Raw genomic sequence first — 18,179 nt, forward strand, 5'->3', positions numbered from 1 at the left:
GGCCGCGTCGTCACGGCGCGTGCCGGTAGGGAGCTGCCATGACCCGTCGCCTCATCCAGCCGCGCCGCTGGTCGCCGCCGCGCCCCGCCCGCGACGGCGGCGGCACCGCGCCGTTCGTCGTCGGCCGCCTCCTCCCGACCGGCGGGCACGGTCCCGAGGACGTCATGTTCGACGGGCGCGGCAACGTGGTCACGGGGACCGGCGACGGGCGGGTGCTGCGCCTGGGCCCGGTCGGCGGGCGCACGGTCGCCGGTGACACCGGTGGGCGACCCCTGGGCGTGCAGCCGTGCGCCGACGGCAGCGTCCTGGTCTGCGACCACGACCGCGGGCTGCTGCGGCTGCAGCCGGACGGCACCGTCGAGGTCCTCGTCGACACCGTCGACGGCGAGCCGCTGACGTTCGCCAGCAACGTGGTGCAGGGCCCGGACGGCACCATCTGGTTCACCACGTCGACGAAGCGGTGGAGCCTCGAACATCACCTGGGTGACATGTTCGAGCACACCTGCACCGGCCGGCTGATCCGCCGCGACCCCGACGGCACCGTCACCACCCTGCTGGGTGAGCTGAAGTTCGCCAACGGGCTCGTCCTGGCACCCGACGGCAGCCACCTGCTGTTCGCGGAGACCGCCGGGTACCGGATCTCGCGGTTCTGGCTGACCGGCTCGAAGGCAGGCACCGTCGAGGCCCTCGTGGAGAACCTCGCCGGCTTCCCCGACAACATGAGCCTCGGCAGCGACGGCCTGCTGTGGGTCGCCATCGCCGCGCCGCGCAACGCCCTGCTCGACCGGCTCCTGCCGCTGCCGGGCGTGCTGCGGCTCCTGGTGTGGAACCTGCCCGCGGCGCTGCGGCCCAAGGCGACGCCGGTCGCCTGGGTCATGGCGTTCGACCTCGACGGCGGCCTGGTCCACGACCTGCGCACCAGCGACGGGTCCTACGGGTTCGTCACCTCGGTCGCCGAGCGCGACGGGACCGTCGTGGCCGGCAGCCTCACCCAGGACTCCATCGCGGTGCTCGACCTCAGCGCAGGATGAGCCGGATTCCGGCGTCGAACGCGTCCCGCGCGGTGAATCCCTGCGCGCCGCCCTCGGCGAGGGCCCGGGCGATGGTCGGGAACCGGGCGGCGAAGGCCGCGGCGGCGGCCGGGTCCATCCGGGTCGCGCCGGGGGAGTCCTGCTCCTCGATGACCCGGCCGTAGGTGAAGTGCAGCGCGGTGAACACGCGGGCGGTGGCGTCGGCGAGCGGCAACCCTGATTCGACGGCCGCCGCCAGCGCCGTCTCGGCGAGGTGGCCGAGGGTCTGGGTATGCGAGTTCACCTTCGAGCACGGCCTCACCTCCCTGCTCCAGCTCATGCGGGCAGCACTGGCCGAGCGCGGATGACCGGATCACCTCGTGCCGCGGGGGCGCACGAGGGCGTGACACGATCCGGCGGCGTGGCCTACGCTCCGGTCCGTGCGCGTGAAGATCCATGACGAGACGGCCGCGGGGCGCGTCGTCAGTGCCCTGGAACTGGACGTCTCCGGCCCGGTGCGGCTGCGTGAGCTGATCCGCCTGCGGGTGCGGGAGGAGGTCGCGCGCTACAACGCCCGGCCGGTCGAACGGTTCCAGGGCCTGGTCCGCCCGACCGCGGCCGAGGCGGACCTCAACGGCTATCGCATGGCCACCCCGGCCCGGATCGACTGGGAGCAGCAGGCCGACGCGGCGCTGACCGCGTTCGACCGCAACGGGTTCTTCGTGCTCGTCGGCGACCGGCAGGTCGAGGACCTCGACGAGGAGCTGACCCTCGACGAGGCGGCCCGTGTGGTGTTCATCCGCCTGGTGCAGCTGGTCGGCGGATGACCGCCGAGACCCTGGCCACGCACCGGGGCCGGGCCGCGCAGGTGCTCCCGGCCGAGCTCGACGCCGACGCCGTCGAGCGCTTCCACCGGCGGGTGCTGCCGGATCTCGACGACGAGCAGGTCCGGTCGGTCACCGTCGCGCTCGCCGAGTGGGCGTCGGACTACCGCGGCTGGGTGTGGGACGCGGCCCGCCTCTTCCCCGCCCTGGCCAACCGCCGCCCGGCGTGGACGGTGACCGATGTCGAGCTGCTGTTCGGCCTCGCCCATCGGGCGGCGGAGCAGTCGACCGTGACCGTGCTGCGCATCGCCACCGGCGCCGCTGAACGGCTGGACCTGGCCGGCCGCAGCACGCTCGTGGCGCAGTTCCGGCAGGCGCAGCAGCTGGTCGACACGTCCGCCCTGCGCGAGGCGGCCGAGCGGGCGCACCTGCTGCGGCGGCTGATGCTGCTCGCGGACAACGCGGACGACACGGCCGGCGCAGCGTCCGTCTGGGCCGGCCGGATCAGCGTCGAGGACGGCTGGAGCCGGGCGGCGGTCGCGCACCTGCGGTCCGCACCGCCCGGCGCCGACGCGATCGGCGCGCTGCTCGATCACGCGCTGACCCTTACTTCTGGCCCGCGGCCGACGAAGATCTGGCTGCGCCGGACGGGCGAGCTCCTCGATGGCCGTCCCGACCTCATTGCCCTGCTGCACGACCTGCTCGACCTCGCCCGCACCTGCGAACCCGCGCCGGTCGAGCAGTACTCCTGGCACCTGCGCATACGGGTCGGCGAGGCCAACGCAGGCATGGTGCGGGGGCTGCTGTGGGCCGCGCAGGTGTCCGGCGAGCCGTGGCTGGTCCCGCTGGTGCTGGCCCTGGAGCCGACGCTGCACGAGCCGAAGCCGCTCAACGCCTGCTACGCGGTGCTGGGGCGGCGCGCCGACACCGCCGCGATCGCCGCGCTGGTGCAGTTGCAGCGCGGCACCCGGCACCGCGGGAAGCTCAAGCAGATCACCGCCGCCCTCGACGAGGCCGCCACCGCCGCCGGGATCAGCCGCTCCGAGCTCACCGAGCTGACCATCCCCGACTGCGGCCTCGACCGGCAGCGGCAACGGCGCCTCGAAACCGCCGTCATCACGGTCGACGACCGGGCCCGGGTCCGCGTGGACTGGGAACAGGACGGCGCGACCACGACGAAGCCACCGGCATCCGTCGGCGTGGAGCTCGCGGCCGAGGTGCGCCGCGCCACCACCGACCTGAAGAAGACCCTCGCCGGCGAGCGGGAACGGCTGGAGGACCTGCTGGTCGAGGACCGCGAATGGCCCTTGCAGACGTGGCGGGAGCGGTACCTCGAGCACCCGGTCACCGGCAGCCTCGCCCACCGTCTGCTGTGGACGGTCAGCGACGGCGACCGCCGGTACACCGGCCTGCCGGACGCGGACGGTCGCTTCACCCTCGCCGGCGGCGGGACGGCCGAGCCGGGCGCCGGGGCGCGGATCCGGCTCTGGCACCCGGTGGACGCCGACCCGGAGGAGGTCCGTGCGTGGCGCGCGCACATCCTCGCCGAGGAGGTCGCGCAGCCGTTCAAGCAGGCGTTCCGGGAGGTGTACCTGCTGACCCCGGCGGAGGAGCAGACCCGCGTCTACTCCAACCGGTTCGCGGCGCACATCCTGCGGTACCAGCAGGCGTACGCGTTGATGAAGGAACGCCGGTGGGGGAGCAACTACCTGGGTGGCTGGGACGGCGGCTACGACGGCGAGGCGAAACGGGAGTTCCCGGCGGCTGGGCTGACGGCCGTGTTCCACCACGAGCAGGCCACCGACGACGGCGGACGCGCCGACGCCGTGCAGTTCTGCTCGACCGACCGGGTCCGGTTCGAACGGGGCCGCGGCCGGGCACGGCAGGACGTCGCGCTGGCGGAGGTGCCGGCGCGGGTCTTCGCCGAGGCGATGCGCGACGTCGACCTGTTCGTCGGGGTCACCTCCATCGCCACCGACCCGACGTGGGCCGACGGCGGCGCGGACGACGACGCGCGCTTCGGCTACTGGCGGTCGTTCGCGTTCGGCGAACTGACCGCCAACGGCCAGGTCCGCCGGCAGGTGCTGGAGCACCTGCTGCCCAAGCTGAAGATCCGCGACCGGGCCCGGCTCGACGGCCATTACCTCGTCGTGGACGGCCACCTGCACACCTACCGCATCCACATCGGCAGCGGCAACATCCTGATGTCCCCGAACGACCGTTACCTGTGCATCGTGCCGGCCGGTGCCGCCAAACCCGCGGGCGTGCGCTTCCTGCCGTTCGAGGGCGACGCCATGCTGTCGACGGTGCTGTCCAAGGCCATGCTGCTGGCCGACGACCACAAGATCAAGGACCCGTCGATCGTCGGCCAGCTCGGTCAGGCCGGGCGGGCGTAGACCTCGCGCGGGATGGTGTACGCGAGGTCGACCGCCGTCTCCACGGCCTCGTCCAGGTCCAGCAGGCCCTGGGCGACCAGGCCGGCGAGGTAGCCGGCGTCGATGCGGCGGGCCAGGTCGTGCCGGGCCGGGATGGAGGCGAACGCGCGGGTGTCGTCGACGAAGCCGGCGGTGTTGTAGAAGCCGGCCGTCTCCGTGACCGCGGCCCGGAACCGCCGCAGGCCATCCGGGCTGTCCAGGAACCACCACGGCGCGCCGAGGCGCACGGCGGGGTAGACGCCGGCGAGGGGCGCCAGCTCGCGGCTGTAGACGGTCTCGTCGACGGTGAACAGGATGAGGCGCAGCGCGGGATGCCGGCCGAACGCCTGCAGCAGCGGCCGCAGCGACCGGGTGAACTCGGCCGCGACCGGGATGTCGAAGCCGCGGTCCGCCCCGTACAGCCGGCGCGCCTCGTCGTGGTGGTCGCGCAGCACACCCGGGTGCAGCTGCATGACCAGGCCGTCCTCGCAGGACATGGCCGCCATCTGGAACAGCATGTGGCCCGCGAACGCGGCCGCCTCGGCCGCGGTGACCTGGCCGGCGAGGGCCGCGGCGTAGATGCGGCGGGCGTCGGCGTCGCCGAGCGGGGTGGTGCCGGCGGACTCGTGGCCGTGGTCGGTGGCGAGGGCGCCGGCGGCGATGAACGCCTGGCGGCGGGCCCGCAGCGCCGACAGGTAGCCGTCGTAGTCGTCGGTGGCGACGTCGGCGCGCTTCGCGAGGGCGGCCACGTCGGAGCTCCACGACGGCCGGGCGAGGTGCACCAGGGCGTCGGGGCGGAACGTGGGGATGACCCGCTCGCCCCAGCCCTCGCCGGCCAGCCGGGCGTGCGCGTCGAGGTCGTCCAGGGGTGAGTCGGTGGTGGCGAGGACCTCGATGCCGAAGCGCTCGAACAGGGCCCGCGGCCGGAACTCCGGCCGGCCGAGGCGCTCGGTCAGCTCGTCGTAGAGCTGGTCGGCGGTCGCGGCGGACGGCGCGGTGTCGACGCCGAAGACCTCGACGAGCTCGTGGGTGAGCCAGTATCGCGACGGGGTGCCGCGAAACAGCCGCCAGTTGGCGCAGAACGTCCGCCAGATCGCCCGCGGGTCGGTTTCCGCGCCGGCGCCGATGCCGAGGGCCTCGAGGGGCACGCCGGCGGCGTGGACCAGCCGGGTCACGTAGTGGTCCGGGGTGATCAGCAGGCCGGCGGGGTCGCCGAACGGGGCGTCGTCGGCGAGCAGGGCGGCGTCGACGTGACCGTGCATGCAGACCAGCGGCAGCGACCGGGTCGCGGCGTAGACGGTGCGCGCGAGCTCCCGGGTCGCGGGGTCGGGCGGCAGGGCCCGGTCGGGGTCGAGGTGGAGCTGCGGCACCGTGATGACTCCCTTGCGGTTGATCCCACAAACGTTCTCATTACTGTGTGCCGATGATCCCCCCTCGTCAAGAGTCGCATCGAGGAATGTCTTGACATCATCGTGCAAACGATTTCAGACTGCTTCCCATCACCCCGGAACCAGGGAGCGTGCGCGATGCCGGTGACGATCAAGGACGTCGCCCGGGTGGCCGGCGTGTCGCCGTCGACGGTGAGCCGCGCCCTGACCACCCCCGCGCTCGTCCAGGCCGAGACCAGGTCCAGGGTCGAGCGGGCGGCCGCCGAGCTGGGCTACCAGCCCAACCGGGCGGCCCGCGGCCTGATCACCGGCCGCACCGGCAACATCGGGCTGATCGTGCCCGACCTCACCAACCCGTTCTTCCCGGGCGTCGTCAAGGGCGTGCAGGGCCGCGCCCGCGAGTCCGACTTCTCGGTCTTCCTCGCCGACACCGACGAGGACCCGACCGCCGAGGCCGGCCTGGTCCGGGCGCTGAGCAAGCAGGTCGACGGCATCGTGCTCTGCTCGCCGCGCATGGCGGAGGAGGACCTCCGCTCGGTCATCGGCGAGACGCCGGTCGTCATGCTCAACCGCCGGGTCGGCCAGATCCCGGCGATCACCATCGACAACGCCGACGGCATCCGGCAGGCCGTCGCCCATCTCGCCGCGCTCGGCCACCGGCGCATCGCCTACGTCGCCGGCCCCCGGCTGTCGTGGTCCAACCGCGAGCGGGCCCGGGCGCTGCGCTCGGTGACCGCCGCCGCCGGGATCGACCTGGTCGAGGTCGGCAACGTCGCACCCCAGTTCGCGGGTGGCATCGCGGCCGCCGACCTGGTGCTCGCCGCCGGCGTCACCGCGGTCATCGCCTACAACGACCTCGTCGCGCTCGGCCTGCTCAACTGGTTCGCCACCCGCGGCGTCAAGGTCCCCGAGGCCATCAGCGTCATGGGCTTCGACGACATCGTGCTCTCCCAGATGGTCAGCCCCTCGCTGACCACCGTCGCCCAACCGCAGGAGCCGATCGGCCGGGCCGGCGTCGACATGCTGCTGCAGCTGCTGGAGGACCCGGACCGCGCGGCCGTCGCGCGGCGCGAGCTTCCCTCGCAGCTCATGGTCCGTCACTCGACGGGCCGCGCCCCTACGCACCCCTCCACCTGAGCGTGTCCAACGGGCCCCACCCCGGCCCGCAGAAGGGAATCCGCCATGTCCCTCAGCCTCACCCTCACCCGACGGCGCTTCACCGCGACCGCGTCATTGCTCGCCCTGTCCCTGGTCGCCGGCTGCGGCGCCCCGACGAAGTCGACCCCGGCCCCCGCATCCAGCGGTGACCTGCCGCTGAAGCCCGCGTCGGCGGTGACCCTGAACATCCTCGACGTCGCCGGGAACCTGCAGCTCACCCAGGGCATGATCGACGACTTCGTGGCCGCGCACGCCGACACCATCAGCAAGGTCACCTACTCCAAGGCGACCGCGCCGGAGCTCGCGCCGAAGGTCAAGGCGCAGCAGAACGCCGGACGGGTCGACATCGACCTCGTGCTCACCGGCGTCGACGGCCTCGCCGCCGGCGTCGATCAGGGGCTGTGGCAGCCGTTGCTCCCGGCGTACGCGTCGCGCCTGCCCGGCATGAACGCCTACCTGCCCGGGGCCGCCGCGATGCAGAAGCTGGCCGGCGACTTCGGGGTCACGGTCACCTACTACCCGTCGGGACCGCTCATCGAATACCTGCCGGACAAGGTGCCGAACCCGCCGAAGAGCGCCGAGGAGCTCCTGGCGTTCGCCAAGGCCAACCCCGGCACCGTGCAGTACGCCCGGCCGGCCAACTCCGGTCCCGGCCGCACGTTCCTCATGGGGCTGCCCTACCTGCTCGGCGACAAGGACCCGAAGGACCCGGTCAACGGCTGGGAGAAGACCTGGGCCTACCTCACCGAGCTGAACAAGTACGTGGAGCTGTACCCGTCCGCCACCAGCGAGACGATGAAGTCCCTCGCCAACGGCTCCGCGAAGATCATCGCGACGACGACCGGCTGGGACATCAACCCGCGCGTCCTCGGCCAGGTGCCGAAGGAGGCGAAGATCGGCTCGCTCAACGGCTTCCATTGGGTCACCGACGCCCACTACGCCGTCGTGCCCAAGGGCGTGTCCGCCGACAAGCAGGCCGCGATCCTGCTGCTGTTGCAGCACATGCTGACCCCGCAGCAGCAGGCGAAGGCATACGACAAGGGCTACTTCTACCCGGGTCCCGCGGTCAAGGACGTGCCGGTGTCGATGGCGCCCGCCGACAGCCAGAAGGCGATCACCGACTTCGGTCGCGCCGAGTACGACCAGCTCATCGCCGGCAACCCCCTGGAGGTCCCGCTCGACGCGAAGGCCCTCGTGGCCGCGTTCGACAAATGGGACCGTGAGGTGGGCGGGGCGAAGGTGAAGAAGTGACCGGCTTCAACCAGCTGCGCCTCGAGGGCGTCACCCGTCGCTTCGGCGGCCAGGACGCGCTCGTCGACCTCAACCTGACGATCGAGCGGGGCGAGTTCATCGCCCTGCTCGGCCCGTCCGGCTGCGGCAAGTCGACCGCGCTCAACTGCCTCGCCGGGCTGCTGCCGCTCACCGCCGGCAGCATCTGGCAGGACGACACCCGCCTCGACACGCTGCTGCCGGAGAAGCGCGGCTTCGGCATGGTCTTCCAGAACTACGCGCTGTTCCCGCACCTTTCGGTGACGAAGAACATCGCGTTCGGGCTGCAGATGCGCCGGCTGCCCGGCGCGGAGATCCGCCGTCGCACCGACGAGGCGATCGCGCTGGTCCACCTCGAGGAGCAGGCCCGCAAGCTGCCGGGCCAGCTGTCCGGCGGGCAGCAGCAGCGGGTCGCGATCGCCCGCGCCGTCGTCCTGGAGCCGTCGCTGGTCCTCATGGACGAGCCACTGTCCAATCTGGACGCCAAGCTGCGGCTGGAGATGCGCACCGAGATCCGGCGGCTGCACCAGGCGCTCGGCCTCACCACCGTGTACGTGACGCACGACCAGGAGGAGGCGCTGTCGATGGCGGACCGCCTGGTCGTGCTGCGGGCCGGACGGGTCCAGCAGATCGGCACCCCCGAGCAGCTGCACACGCAGCCGGCGAACCGGCACGTCGCGGACTTCATGGGCTTCCGCAACCTGCTGCCGATGAAGGTCGTGTCGGCGGCGGCGAAGGACGTCGTGGTGGAGGGCGGGGGGCTGACGCTGCACGGCACCGCCGTCGGCGCGCTCGCCCCCGGCGACGAGGTCGTCGCGGCGGTCCGGCCCGAGTCGCTGCGGCTGGCGGCCGACGGGTTCACCTCGACCGTCGAGGTCGTGGAGTACCAGGGCCGCGAGGTCGCCGTCGAGGTCGTCACCGAGGCGGGGCAGCGGCTGCACCTGCGTACCGTGGACCGCCCGACACCCGGGGACAAGGTCGCGCTCGCCGTGGACCCGGCATCGTTGCTGGTGTTCCCGGCCGGGGGCGCGGACTGATGGCGGCGGTGACCGGGACCCGGGTGGCGTTGCGGCACCGGCTCGCCGAACGCGGCATCGACCGGCAGCTGCTGCTGCTCGGACCGGCGCTGCTGTTCGTGGTGACGCTGTTCATCTACCCGTTCTTCTACGGCATCGGGCTGTCGTTCCAACCCGAACAGGGTGGCCCGTTCGGCGCCTACCGGTCGTTCTTCACCGACGCGTACGAGCGGGGCACGCTCACCACCACGCTCTGGCTGTCGCTGCCGGTGGCGCTGCTCAACGTCGGCGCGTCCGTGCCGATCGCCTACCGCATGCGGGGCCGGTTCCGCGGCAAGCGGCTGCTCACCACGGTCCTGGTCGTGCCGATCACGCTCGGCACCGTGCTCACCGCGCAGGGCCTGCTGAACTTCCTCGGCCCGACCGGCTGGTTCAACCGCACCCTGATGTCGGCCGGGATCGTCGACGAGCCGATCCGGCTCACCCACAACTACTGGGGCGTGTTCTTCTCCCTCGTCATCACCGGCTTCCCGTTCGCGTTCCTGCTGGTGCTGTCCTACCTGTCGGGGATCGACCCGACGCTGGAGAAGGCGGCGGCCACCCTCGGCGCCGGCTGGGCCCAGCGCTTCCGGCGCATCACCCTGCCGCTGCTCGCGCCCGGCCTCGCGACCACCTTCTGCCTGACGTTCGTGCTCGCGTTCAGCGTGTTTCCGTCCGCCGTCCTCGTCGGCGACCCGGCGGGGGAGACCAGGGTCATCTCGATCGCGGCCTGGCACGCCGGCTACGAACAGTACGACTACCCGAAGGCGTCCGCGATCGCGGTCGTCATGGGCCTCGTCGAACTGGTCGTCATCGCCGCCGTCCTGGGTTGGCGGTCGCTGCTGTACACCGGATCCACCGGAGGAAAAGGATGAGACTCGCCGCCCGTCCCGCCGCCTGGCTCGTCTGGGGCGTCGTCGCCTTCTTCTTCGTCAATCTCTTCGGCCTGGTCAGCTCCGTCGTGGTCAGCTCGTTCGGCAAGCAATGGTTCGACACGTGGCTGCCGTCCGGCTTCACCGGCCAGTGGTACGGCGAGGCGTGGCGGGACTTCGGGCTGCTGCCGGTGCTCACCACCACCCTGGAGGTGTCCGCGCTGGTCGTCGGGATCTCCGTCCTGGTCGGCGTGCCCGCGTCCTACGTCCTGGCCCGCCGGTCGTTCCCCGGCCGGCGGGTGCTGTACCTGCTGTTCCTGCTGCCGATCCTGATGCCGCCGATCACCTACGGCATCCCCCTGGCGACCGTGCTCTACAAGTACGGGTTCGCCGGGCACATGACCGGCGTCGTGCTGGCGAACCTGGTGCCGTCGGTGCCGTTCGTCATCCTCACCATGACCCCGTTCATCGAACAGATCGACCCGGCGATCGAACGCGCCGCCCGCATGTGCGGCGCCGGCACCCGCCAGGTGTTCGTGCGGATCCTCGCCCCGCTGCTCGTCCCCGGCATGCTCGCCGCGTCGATCCTCGTGCTGGTGCGCACCGTCGGCATGTTCGAACTGACGTTCCTCACCGCCGGCCCCGACTCGCAGACCCTCGTCGTCGCGCTCTACAACTCCATGTCCGCCGCCGGGATCCGCGCGCAGCAGTCCGTCGACGCCATGGCCGTCATCTACACCGGCACCATGCTGGTGCTGCTCGTCCTGGCGCTGCGCCTGGTGAACCCGACCCAGCTGGTAGCGCGGGTCAAGGAAGAAGAGATCACATGAGAATCAGCGAAGCCCGGGTGATCGTCACCTGCCCGGACCGCAACTTCGTCACGCTGAAGATCATCACCGACGAGGGGGTGACCGGCGTCGGCGACGCCACCCTCAACGGCCGCGAGCTCGCCGTCGCCAGCTACCTCACCGACCACGTCGTGCCGCAGCTGATCGGCCGGGACCCGACCCGCATCGAGGACACCTGGCAGTACCTGTACAAGGGTGCGTACTGGCGGCGCGGGCCCGTCACGATGAGCGCGATCGCCGCCGTGGACACCGCCCTGTGGGACATCCTCGGCAAGGTCGCCGGACTGCCGGTGTACAAGCTCATCGGCGGCCGCTCCCGCGAGGGCGTCACCGTCTACGGCCACGCCAACGGCTCCACAGTGGACGAAGCGCTGGTCGAGGTCGCCCGGTACGTCGACCTCGGCTACCGCGCGGTGCGGGTGCAGACCGGCGTGCCGGGCCTCGCCAGCACCTACGGCGTCTCCGGCGACAAGATGTACTACGAACCCGCCGACGCCGCGCTGCCCACGGAGAACGTCTGGTCCACCGCGAAATACCTGCATCATGTCCCGTCGGTGTTCAAACGGGTCCGGGACGAGTTCGGGCCGGACATCAGGCTGCTGCACGACGTGCACCACCGGCTCACCCCGATCGAGGCGGCCCGGCTCGGCAAGTCTTTGGAGCCGTACGACCTGACGTGGATCGAGGATCCCGTCCCCGCCGAGCTGCAGGAAGGGTTCCGGCTCATCCGGCAGCACACCACCACCCCGATCGCGGTCGGTGAGGTGTTCAACACCATCTGGGACTGCGAGCAGCTCATCCGCGAGCAGCTCATCGACTACATCCGCGCCACCGTCGTGCACGCCGGCGGCATCACCCACCTGCGCCGCATCTTCGACCTCGCGGCGCTGCACCACGTGCGGTCCGGCTCGCACGGCGCCACCGACCTGTCCCCGGTCTGCATGGCGGCCGCACTGCACGTCGACGTCGCCATTCCCAACTTCGGGCTGCAGGAGTACATGCGGCACACGCCGGCGACGGACGAGGTCTTCCCGCACGGCTACCACTTCGACGGCGGCTACCTGCACCCGTCCGAGACGCCCGGGCTCGGCGTCGACATCGACGAGGAACTCGCCGCGCAGTACCCGTACCGGCCGGCGTCACTGCCGGTGAACCGCCTGGAAGACGGGACGATGCACAGTTGGTGACCCGGCTCGGCCGCACCGCGCTGCCATCGCTGCACGGCGTCCGCACGCCGGCCTACGACCCTTCGGGCGTCACGGTCGGCGTCGTGCACCTGGGTGTCGGCGCCTTCCACCGGGCGCACCAGGCCGTCTACACCGACGCCGTGCTCGCCGCGGACCCCACCTGGGGGATCAGCGGCTTCACCCAGCGCTCCGCCGCCGTGCGTGACCAGCTCGCCCCGCAGGACGGGCTCTACACCGTGCTGGAACGCGGCGCCGGCGCCGCGCCGCCGCAGGTCATTGGCGCGCTGCGCGAGATCCACACCCCCGACGCGTGCGGCGGCCCGGCCGCCCGCATCGCCGACCCGCGGGTCCGTCTCGTCACGCTCACCGTCACCGAGAAGGGCTACCGGTTCGCCGGCGGCCACCTCGACCTCACCGACCCGTTCGTCCGCGCCGACCTCGCGACCTTCCCGCAGCCGCCCACCCGGTCCGCCGTCGGGCGGCTGGTCGCCGGCCTGGAGCTGCGCCGCCGCGCCGACGCCGGCCCGATCAGCGTGCTGTCGTGCGACAACCTGCCCGCCAACGGCGCCACCCTGCGCGGCCTGGTCGCCGACTTCTGCGCGGCCCTGCCGGCCGGGGACCGGCTCATGGACTGGATCGCCGCGTCGGTCGCGTTCCCGTCGTGCGTCGTGGACCGGATCGTGCCGTCGACCACCGCCGCCGACCTGGCCGCGGTCGCCGCCGCGCTCGGAGTCCGCGACGAGGGCGCCGTCGTCGCCGAACCTTTCACCCAGTGGGTCATCGAGGACACCTTCGCCGCCGGCCGCCCCGCGTGGGAGACCGCCGGGGCCGTGTTCACCGCCGACGTCGCCCCGTACGAGGCGGCGAAGCTGCGCCTGCTCAACGCCACCCACTCGCTGCTCGCCTACACCGGCGCGCTCGCCGGCCACGACACCATCGCCGCCGCGATGACCGACCCGGTGCTCGCCGACGCGGCCCGCCGCCTGATGACCGAGGACGCCGCGCCGACCCTCACCCTGCCGGACGGGTTCGACCTGCCCGGCTACCAGGAGTCGGTCCTGCGCCGGTTCGCCGACCCGGCCCTGGGCCACCGCACCGCCCAGGTCGCCGCCGACGGGTCGCTGAAGCTGCCGATCCGGCTGCTCGGGACCGCCCGCGACCGGCTCGCTGCCGGCGGGACTCCACAGTGGACGGCACTCGCGGTCGCCGCGTGGATGGTGTACGTCGCCACCCGCGGCCCCGTCGACGACCCCCTCGCCGAGACCCTGGCCGCCGCGGCGGACGCCTCTTCGGCGGCGTCGCTGGTCGACTCGCTCCTGCCGGTGCTCCCGTCACCGCCCGACCCCGTCTGGCGCGACCTGCTCGTCGCCCACGCCGGACGCCTGCTGCACGACAACTGAACACGGCACCTCACCGCCGCCTCGCCCGAGGCGGCGCGTACCGCCATACGTCCCGACAGGGAGTGAAGCAATGCCCAGGATCTTTGCGTGGTTCGCCGCGGCCGTCATGGTCGTGGCGGCCAACGTGGTCGCGGCGCCCAGCGCGTCCGCGGCCACCTACACCCCGCCCGCGGCCCGGCAACGGGTCGACCTCAACAGCGGCTGGCGCTTCAACAAGGGTGACGTCGCCGGCGCCGAAGCCACCGCGTTCAACGACAGCGCGTGGCAGCAGCTCAACGTCCCGCACACCTGGAACGCGGCTGATGGTGCGGACGGCGGCAACAACTACTACCGTGGCGTCGGCTGGTATCGCCGGCACTACACCGTCCCGGCCGCCTTCGCCGGCAAGATGCTGTTCCTGCAGTTCGCCGGCGCCAACCAGGTCGCCGACGTGTGGGTCAACGGCACCTACCTCGGCAAGCACTCCGGCGGCTACTCCCGCTTCCGCTTCGGCGCCACCTCGGCGTTCAAGGTGGGGCAGGACAACGTCATCGCGGTCAAGGTGACCAACGCCAACAACGCCGACATCGCCCCGCTGTCCGCGGACTACAGCTTCGACGGCGGCATCTACCGCAACGTCAGCCTCCAGGTCCTCGACCCCCTCGCGGTGCGGATGCTGGACTCCGCCGGCCCCGGCGTCTACCTGCGGCAGCGGTCGGTCACCGCGACGTCCGCGACCGTCGACGTGACGACGAAACTGTTCAACAACAACACCACCAGCCGCTCGGTCGTGGTCCGGACCGTCATCACCGACGCGACCGGCACCGTCGTGGCGGACCAGTCGCTGCCCGCCCGCACCGTGGCCGCCAACGCCGGCGTCGACGTGACCCAGACCGTCACCATCGCCAACCCGCACCGGTGGGACGGGCTCGCCGACCCATACCTGTACAACGCGAACGTCGAGATCCGCTCCGGCAGCCAGGTCACCGACGTGGTCACCGAACCCCTGGGCCTGCGCACCTTCAGCGTCGACGCGAACACCGGCTTCACCCTCAACGGCCACCCGTACGACCTGCACGGCGTCAACCTGCACCAGGACCGCGCCGGCGTCGGCTGGGCCGTCAACGACGCGCAGCACACCGCCGACTTCGACCTCATCCGCGAGATCGGCGCCACCACCGTCCGCATGGCGCACTACCAGCACGACCAGAAAGACTACAGCCTCGCCGACGAACGCGGCCTCGTCGTCTGGGCGGAGATCCCGCTCGTCAACGACACCACCAACTCCGCCGCCTTCACCGCCAACGCCCGCCAGCAACTGACGGAGCTCATCCGGCAGAACTACAACCACCCCTCCATCGTGTTCTGGGGCATCGGCAACGAACAGCGCGTCGACAACGCCGCCACGAACGCACTGCTCGACCAGCTCGCCGGCCTCGTCGACACCGAGGACCCGGACCGCGTCTCCGTCTACGCCAGCTGCTGCGTCAGCGACACCGGCGCCGTGAACAACCACGCCGAGGCCAGCGGCTACAACAAGTACTTCGGCTGGTACAACGGCACCTACAACGACCTCGGCGGCAACCTCGACAGCCTGCACGCCGCGAACCCGTCGCGCAGAATCGCCCTGTCCGAGTACGGCGCCGGCGCCAACACCACCCAGCACGCCCTCAACCCGTCCCCGCCCAGCCCCGGCGGTCAGAACCACCCCGAGGAGTACCAGGCGCTGCTGCACGAGGCTTCCTGGAAACAGCTCGACGCCCGCCAGTACATCTGGGGCACCTACGTGTGGAACATGTTCGACTTCGCCTCCGACGCCCGCAACGAGGGCGGCCAGCCCGGCATCAACGACAAGGGCCTCGTCACCCGGGACCGGCTGACCCGCAAGGACGCCTTCTACTTCTACAAGGCCAACTGGGCGTCCACCCCGACGCTCTACATCACCAGCCGGCGCTGGACCCAGCGCACGACGGCGGCGACCGAGCTCAAGGTCTACTCCAACGCCGCCACCGTCACCGCCACCCTCAACGGTGTCTCCCTCGGCTCCCGCAGCGCCACCGACCACATCTTCAAGTGGACCGGCGTGACCCTGCGCCCCGGCGCCAACACCGTCCAGGTCACCGCCACCATCAACGGCACCCCCGTCACCGACACCGTGACGTGGACCTTGAACTGACCCCACCCGCGCCCCGGCGGCCTTCCCGCCGCCGGGGCGCCGCGGGGATCGGCTGGCACAATCGGGCGATGCGGGGACCGGGCGACGACAGTGTGCCGTTCCGGTGGGACCTCGTCACGCCGGACCAGCTGGGTTCGATGCTGGACGGGGTCGCGCCGCCGGACCTGTGGTTCCTCGACGACCTCGTGGCGTGTGCCGGGAAGGTGCTCGCCCGCGGCGGCAACGGCGACCTCGTCTTCGTCGGCAGGTCCCTCGACTCGATGCACGACCTGCTCGGCGGCGCGCTTCAGGGCCGGGCGTGGCCGCGGCGGCTGCCGTTCTCCTTTGCCCGGCCGTCGATTCCGTGGGGGTCTCGGCGGTGGCGGCGCCGGCCGCTGACGCAGGCCGAGCAGCGGCAGGCCCGGCGCATCCTGGCCGGGGTCGGCGCCGCCCCGCGTGACCTGGCCCGCGGGGACCGGCCGGTGACGTTCGTGGACGTCGTCAGCGAGGGCTCGACGTTCACCGAGTTGTACGCGCTGCTGCGGGCCTGGATCGACGAGGAGCGGGAGCCGTGGCCGGTGATCCGCCGGAAGCTGCGGTTCGTCGGCGTGACCCCGCGGCGGAAGACCAGCCCCAACGCGTACCGCTGGCAGCAGGACGGCGCGGCGTGGACCGCCGACCTGCCGGCCCGGGCCGTCGTCAACGTCTCGCTGGATCACGGGGCCTGGTCCTACTTCGGCGACCACCAGACGAAGCTGACCCGCTCGTTCCGGCCCGAACGGTGGCTGGCCGGGGCGGACGGCGCGGACCGCGACGAACGCACCCGGGCCGCCCTCGCCGAGGCCGTCGCGCTGGTCGCCTACGGTCGCAGCCGGGAGGGCCGCCGCGCGCTGGCCCGCGCCACCGACGGCGAGCCCGCCCTCGCCGAGCCGTGGCTGCGCTCCCTCGTGACCGCGCTCAACGCCGGCAGCTGAGGCGGCCCAGCCCACGCCGCGTTCAACGCCGGCGGCCGAGGCCGGCTCGGTCCACACCGCGCTCAACGCCGGCGGCTGAGGCGGGCTCAGTCCATCAGGAACAACGCGGCCAGTGCCAGGACCGCGAACCCGATCGCGGCGAGGGTCAGCGCCAGCACCACCCGCCGCCGCGTCCACCAGGCGATGGTGAGCACCACGGTGGGCGCGATGAGCAGGTAGCAGAACGTGGACCAGTCCACGATGCGCTGCGCCCGCGCCTGATCCGGGGTCGGGTCGGCGTCCGACTCGGGTCCGACCCTGCCCACCGCGTAGAGCCAGAAGAGCGGGCTCGCCAGCCACAGCAGCATGAGGACGAGCAGCAGCGCGGACAGCGGTGCGCGGCGCCAGGTGAACGGCGCCGGAGCGGGTCGGACGGTCATGCGGGCCAAGGTAGCCGCAGCGGACAACTACGCCGCCCTGGCGTGCAACCTCATCGGCGGCTCGCGGCGTCGTACCCCACGGACATTGTCCCGCTACAGATTGGAGCGCGTCCATGCAGATGATCGGGCGGCCGTGGGGCGTCAGCGCGTACGGTGCGGCGAGCGTGAAGGCACTCCCTGATCTGGTCCGCGTCCGGTTCAAGATCGTCAACACGGAGCAGACGCCTTCGGCCGCGTTCGAGGCCGCGAGCACCGCGGTCAGCGAGGTCCGGACCGCCCTGCGCGGCCACGGTGTCGCGGACGCCGCCGTCCAGGCGTCCAGGCTGAACCTCTCGACGGCGACCAGCTACATCGACGGGGCCCACAGGTTCATCGGCTACCAGTGCGTGGCCGCGTTCGCCGTCGAGTCGGCCAACCTCGACGGGGTCCAGCAGCTGCTGGTCGACCTGGTCGCGGCCGGCGCCAACGAGATCGAAGGCATCGACTTCGACGTTACCGCCAAGCCCGCCCTGCGCGCCGAGGCCCGGCGCAAGGCCGTCGCGGCCGCCCGCGCCAAGGCCGAGCTCTACGCCGAGGCCGCGGCCGTCCGCCTCGGCGCGGTGCTGCACATCGAGGACGTCGACGCCGACCGGCCCGGCGCGGAACGGTACCGCAGCCACGCCTCCGCCGCCGCGGACGCGGCCGGCCAGGACTTCGTCCCCGGCCAGATCGTCGTCAACGCGGCCGTGATGCTCGGCTTCGCCATCAGCCGCGACTGACCCACGAGGCTGAGCCATCAGCCGCGACTGACCCACGACGCCGCCGGCGGGCGAGGACCCGCCGGCGGCCCGGTTCACTCCGGGGCGTCGGACAGCAGGGTCTCGATGCGTTCCATCAGGACGCTGGGCTCGAACGGCTTGACCAGGTAGTCGTCGGCGCCGGCGTCGAAGCCGGTGCTGACGTCCAGCCACTGGCCGTGCGAGGTGAGGATCAGCACCGGCATGAGCTCGGTGTCGGCGGTCTCGCGCAGGGCGCGGCACACCTCGATGCCGTTGATGCCGGGCATGCTGACGTCCAGGATCGCCAGATCGGGGTGTTCGCGCCGGGCGGTCTCCAGCGCGGTGCCGCCGTCGGCGCAGGCGATCACCTGATGGCCGGACGAGTCGAGCAGGAACGTCAGCAGTTCCCGGATCGCGAGGTCGTCCTCGGCCACGAGCACCGTCGACATGCGCACCAACCTCCTGGAAG

17 protein-coding genes are annotated in these 18,179 nt (G+C 72.1%); 13 read left to right on the forward strand and 4 right to left on the reverse strand.

Going from position 1 to position 18,179, the window contains the following annotated elements; all coding sequences use genetic code 11:
- Nucleotides 1-38 precede the first annotated feature (38 nt).
- Complete coding sequence (locus AB0K00_RS47640) at nt 39-1,031, forward strand: SMP-30/gluconolactonase/LRE family protein (RefSeq protein WP_363536402.1); 993 nt, start codon at nt 39-41, stop codon at nt 1,029-1,031.
- On the opposite strand, the gene AB0K00_RS47645 is transcribed toward AB0K00_RS47640, so the two are convergent.
- Nucleotides 1,018-1,314 (reverse strand): TetR/AcrR family transcriptional regulator C-terminal domain-containing protein, encoded by a 297-nt coding sequence (locus AB0K00_RS47645; protein ID WP_363536405.1) that lies wholly within the window; start codon nt 1,312-1,314, stop codon nt 1,018-1,020. The two genes, AB0K00_RS47640 and AB0K00_RS47645, sit on opposite strands and share 14 nt — an antisense overlap.
- Before the next feature lie 136 nt (nt 1,315-1,450).
- On the opposite strand from AB0K00_RS47645, the gene AB0K00_RS47650 reads away from it, so the two are divergent.
- Nucleotides 1,451-1,837, forward strand: coding sequence for a hypothetical protein (locus AB0K00_RS47650; RefSeq protein WP_363536408.1), 387 nt, complete (start codon nt 1,451-1,453; stop codon nt 1,835-1,837).
- On the forward strand, nt 1,834-4,230 hold the full coding sequence (locus tag AB0K00_RS47655; protein ID WP_363536411.1) for a DUF4132 domain-containing protein: 2,397 nt from the start codon (nt 1,834-1,836) through the stop codon (nt 4,228-4,230). The genes AB0K00_RS47650 and AB0K00_RS47655 overlap by 4 nt, the downstream gene beginning before the upstream one ends.
- Here the strand turns inward: AB0K00_RS47655 and uxaC are convergent.
- A complete protein-coding gene (gene uxaC / locus AB0K00_RS47660) occupies nt 4,212-5,618 on the reverse strand; it encodes a glucuronate isomerase (RefSeq protein WP_363536414.1) in 1,407 nt (468 codons plus the stop codon). The genes AB0K00_RS47655 and uxaC overlap by 19 nt on opposite strands.
- Before the next feature lie 156 nt (nt 5,619-5,774).
- Between uxaC and AB0K00_RS47665 the strand changes: the two genes are divergently transcribed.
- From AB0K00_RS47665 to AB0K00_RS47705, 9 genes are all read left to right on the forward strand, one after another.
- A complete protein-coding gene (locus AB0K00_RS47665; RefSeq protein WP_363536417.1) occupies nt 5,775-6,773 on the forward strand; it encodes a LacI family DNA-binding transcriptional regulator in 999 nt (332 codons plus the stop codon).
- A 45-nt stretch (nt 6,774-6,818) separates the two neighbouring features.
- On the forward strand, nt 6,819-8,045 hold the full coding sequence (locus tag AB0K00_RS47670; protein ID WP_363536420.1) for an extracellular solute-binding protein: 1,227 nt from the start codon (nt 6,819-6,821) through the stop codon (nt 8,043-8,045).
- Nucleotides 8,042-9,100: an ABC transporter ATP-binding protein gene (locus tag AB0K00_RS47675; RefSeq protein ID WP_363536423.1), complete on the forward strand. Its 1,059-nt coding sequence runs from the start codon at nt 8,042-8,044 to the stop codon at nt 9,098-9,100. Before AB0K00_RS47670 ends, AB0K00_RS47675 begins: the two co-directional genes overlap by 4 nt.
- Nucleotides 9,100-9,993, forward strand: a complete 894-nt coding sequence (locus AB0K00_RS47680; protein WP_363536426.1) for an ABC transporter permease subunit — start codon at nt 9,100-9,102, stop codon at nt 9,991-9,993. Before AB0K00_RS47675 ends, AB0K00_RS47680 begins: the two co-directional genes overlap by 1 nt.
- Complete coding sequence (locus AB0K00_RS47685) at nt 9,990-10,820, forward strand: ABC transporter permease subunit (RefSeq protein WP_363536429.1); 831 nt, start codon at nt 9,990-9,992, stop codon at nt 10,818-10,820. Before AB0K00_RS47680 ends, AB0K00_RS47685 begins: the two co-directional genes overlap by 4 nt.
- Nucleotides 10,817-12,025: a D-mannonate dehydratase ManD gene (manD, locus tag AB0K00_RS47690; protein ID WP_363536432.1), complete on the forward strand. Its 1,209-nt coding sequence runs from the start codon at nt 10,817-10,819 to the stop codon at nt 12,023-12,025. The genes AB0K00_RS47685 and manD overlap by 4 nt, the downstream gene beginning before the upstream one ends.
- Nucleotides 12,022-13,425, forward strand: coding sequence for a mannitol dehydrogenase family protein (locus tag AB0K00_RS47695; RefSeq protein ID WP_363536502.1), 1,404 nt, complete (start codon nt 12,022-12,024; stop codon nt 13,423-13,425). Before manD ends, AB0K00_RS47695 begins: the two co-directional genes overlap by 4 nt.
- A gap of 70 nt (nt 13,426-13,495) precedes the next feature.
- Entirely contained in the window at nt 13,496-15,580 is a 2,085-nt protein-coding gene (locus tag AB0K00_RS47700) for a glycoside hydrolase family 2 TIM barrel-domain containing protein (RefSeq protein WP_363536435.1), read from the forward strand.
- A 68-nt stretch (nt 15,581-15,648) separates the two neighbouring features.
- On the forward strand, nt 15,649-16,533 hold the full coding sequence (locus AB0K00_RS47705) for a hypothetical protein (protein WP_363536438.1): 885 nt from the start codon (nt 15,649-15,651) through the stop codon (nt 16,531-16,533).
- Between the two features lie 86 nt (nt 16,534-16,619).
- Here the strand turns inward: AB0K00_RS47705 and AB0K00_RS47710 are convergent, their stop codons facing one another.
- Nucleotides 16,620-16,952 (reverse strand): hypothetical protein, encoded by a 333-nt coding sequence (locus AB0K00_RS47710; RefSeq protein WP_363536441.1) that lies wholly within the window; start codon nt 16,950-16,952, stop codon nt 16,620-16,622.
- A 113-nt stretch (nt 16,953-17,065) separates the two neighbouring features.
- On the opposite strand from AB0K00_RS47710, the gene AB0K00_RS47715 reads away from it, so the two are divergent.
- The gene (locus AB0K00_RS47715) at nt 17,066-17,710 is read left to right on the forward strand and encodes an SIMPL domain-containing protein (protein ID WP_363536443.1); all 645 of its coding nucleotides are present in this window, start codon (nt 17,066-17,068) and stop codon (nt 17,708-17,710) included.
- A 74-nt stretch (nt 17,711-17,784) separates the two neighbouring features.
- Here the strand turns inward: AB0K00_RS47715 and AB0K00_RS47720 are convergent, their stop codons facing one another.
- Complete coding sequence (locus AB0K00_RS47720) at nt 17,785-18,159, reverse strand: response regulator (RefSeq protein WP_363536446.1); 375 nt, start codon at nt 18,157-18,159, stop codon at nt 17,785-17,787.
- Nucleotides 18,160-18,179 lie beyond the last annotated feature (20 nt).

It is taken from the genome of Dactylosporangium sp. NPDC049525 (assembly GCF_040676755.1).
In the GTDB taxonomy this organism is placed as follows: Bacteria; Actinomycetota; Actinomycetes; order Mycobacteriales; family Micromonosporaceae; genus Dactylosporangium.

Bases quoted from the DNA above. Each gene is read 5' to 3' on its own strand.
- manD (WP_363536432.1), top strand. From the start codon at position 10,817: ATGAGAATCAGCGAAGCCCGGGTGATCGTCACCTGCCCGGACCGCAAC.
- AB0K00_RS47680 (WP_363536426.1), top strand. From the start codon at position 9,100: ATGGCGGCGGTGACCGGGACCCGGGTGGCGTTGCGGCACCGGCTCGCC.
- AB0K00_RS47720 (WP_363536446.1), bottom strand. From the start codon at position 18,159: ATGTCGACGGTGCTCGTGGCCGAGGACGACCTCGCGATCCGGGAACTG.
- AB0K00_RS47655 (WP_363536411.1), top strand. From the start codon at position 1,834: ATGACCGCCGAGACCCTGGCCACGCACCGGGGCCGGGCCGCGCAGGTG.
- AB0K00_RS47685 (WP_363536429.1), top strand. From the start codon at position 9,990: ATGAGACTCGCCGCCCGTCCCGCCGCCTGGCTCGTCTGGGGCGTCGTC.
- AB0K00_RS47700 (WP_363536435.1), top strand. From the start codon at position 13,496: ATGCCCAGGATCTTTGCGTGGTTCGCCGCGGCCGTCATGGTCGTGGCG.
- AB0K00_RS47705 (WP_363536438.1), top strand. From the start codon at position 15,649: ATGCGGGGACCGGGCGACGACAGTGTGCCGTTCCGGTGGGACCTCGTC.
- AB0K00_RS47715 (WP_363536443.1), top strand. From the start codon at position 17,066: ATGCAGATGATCGGGCGGCCGTGGGGCGTCAGCGCGTACGGTGCGGCG.
- AB0K00_RS47710 (WP_363536441.1), bottom strand. From the start codon at position 16,952: ATGACCGTCCGACCCGCTCCGGCGCCGTTCACCTGGCGCCGCGCACCG.
- AB0K00_RS47665 (WP_363536417.1), top strand. From the start codon at position 5,775: ATGCCGGTGACGATCAAGGACGTCGCCCGGGTGGCCGGCGTGTCGCCG.
- AB0K00_RS47670 (WP_363536420.1), top strand. From the start codon at position 6,819: ATGTCCCTCAGCCTCACCCTCACCCGACGGCGCTTCACCGCGACCGCG.
- AB0K00_RS47640 (WP_363536402.1), top strand. From the start codon at position 39: ATGACCCGTCGCCTCATCCAGCCGCGCCGCTGGTCGCCGCCGCGCCCC.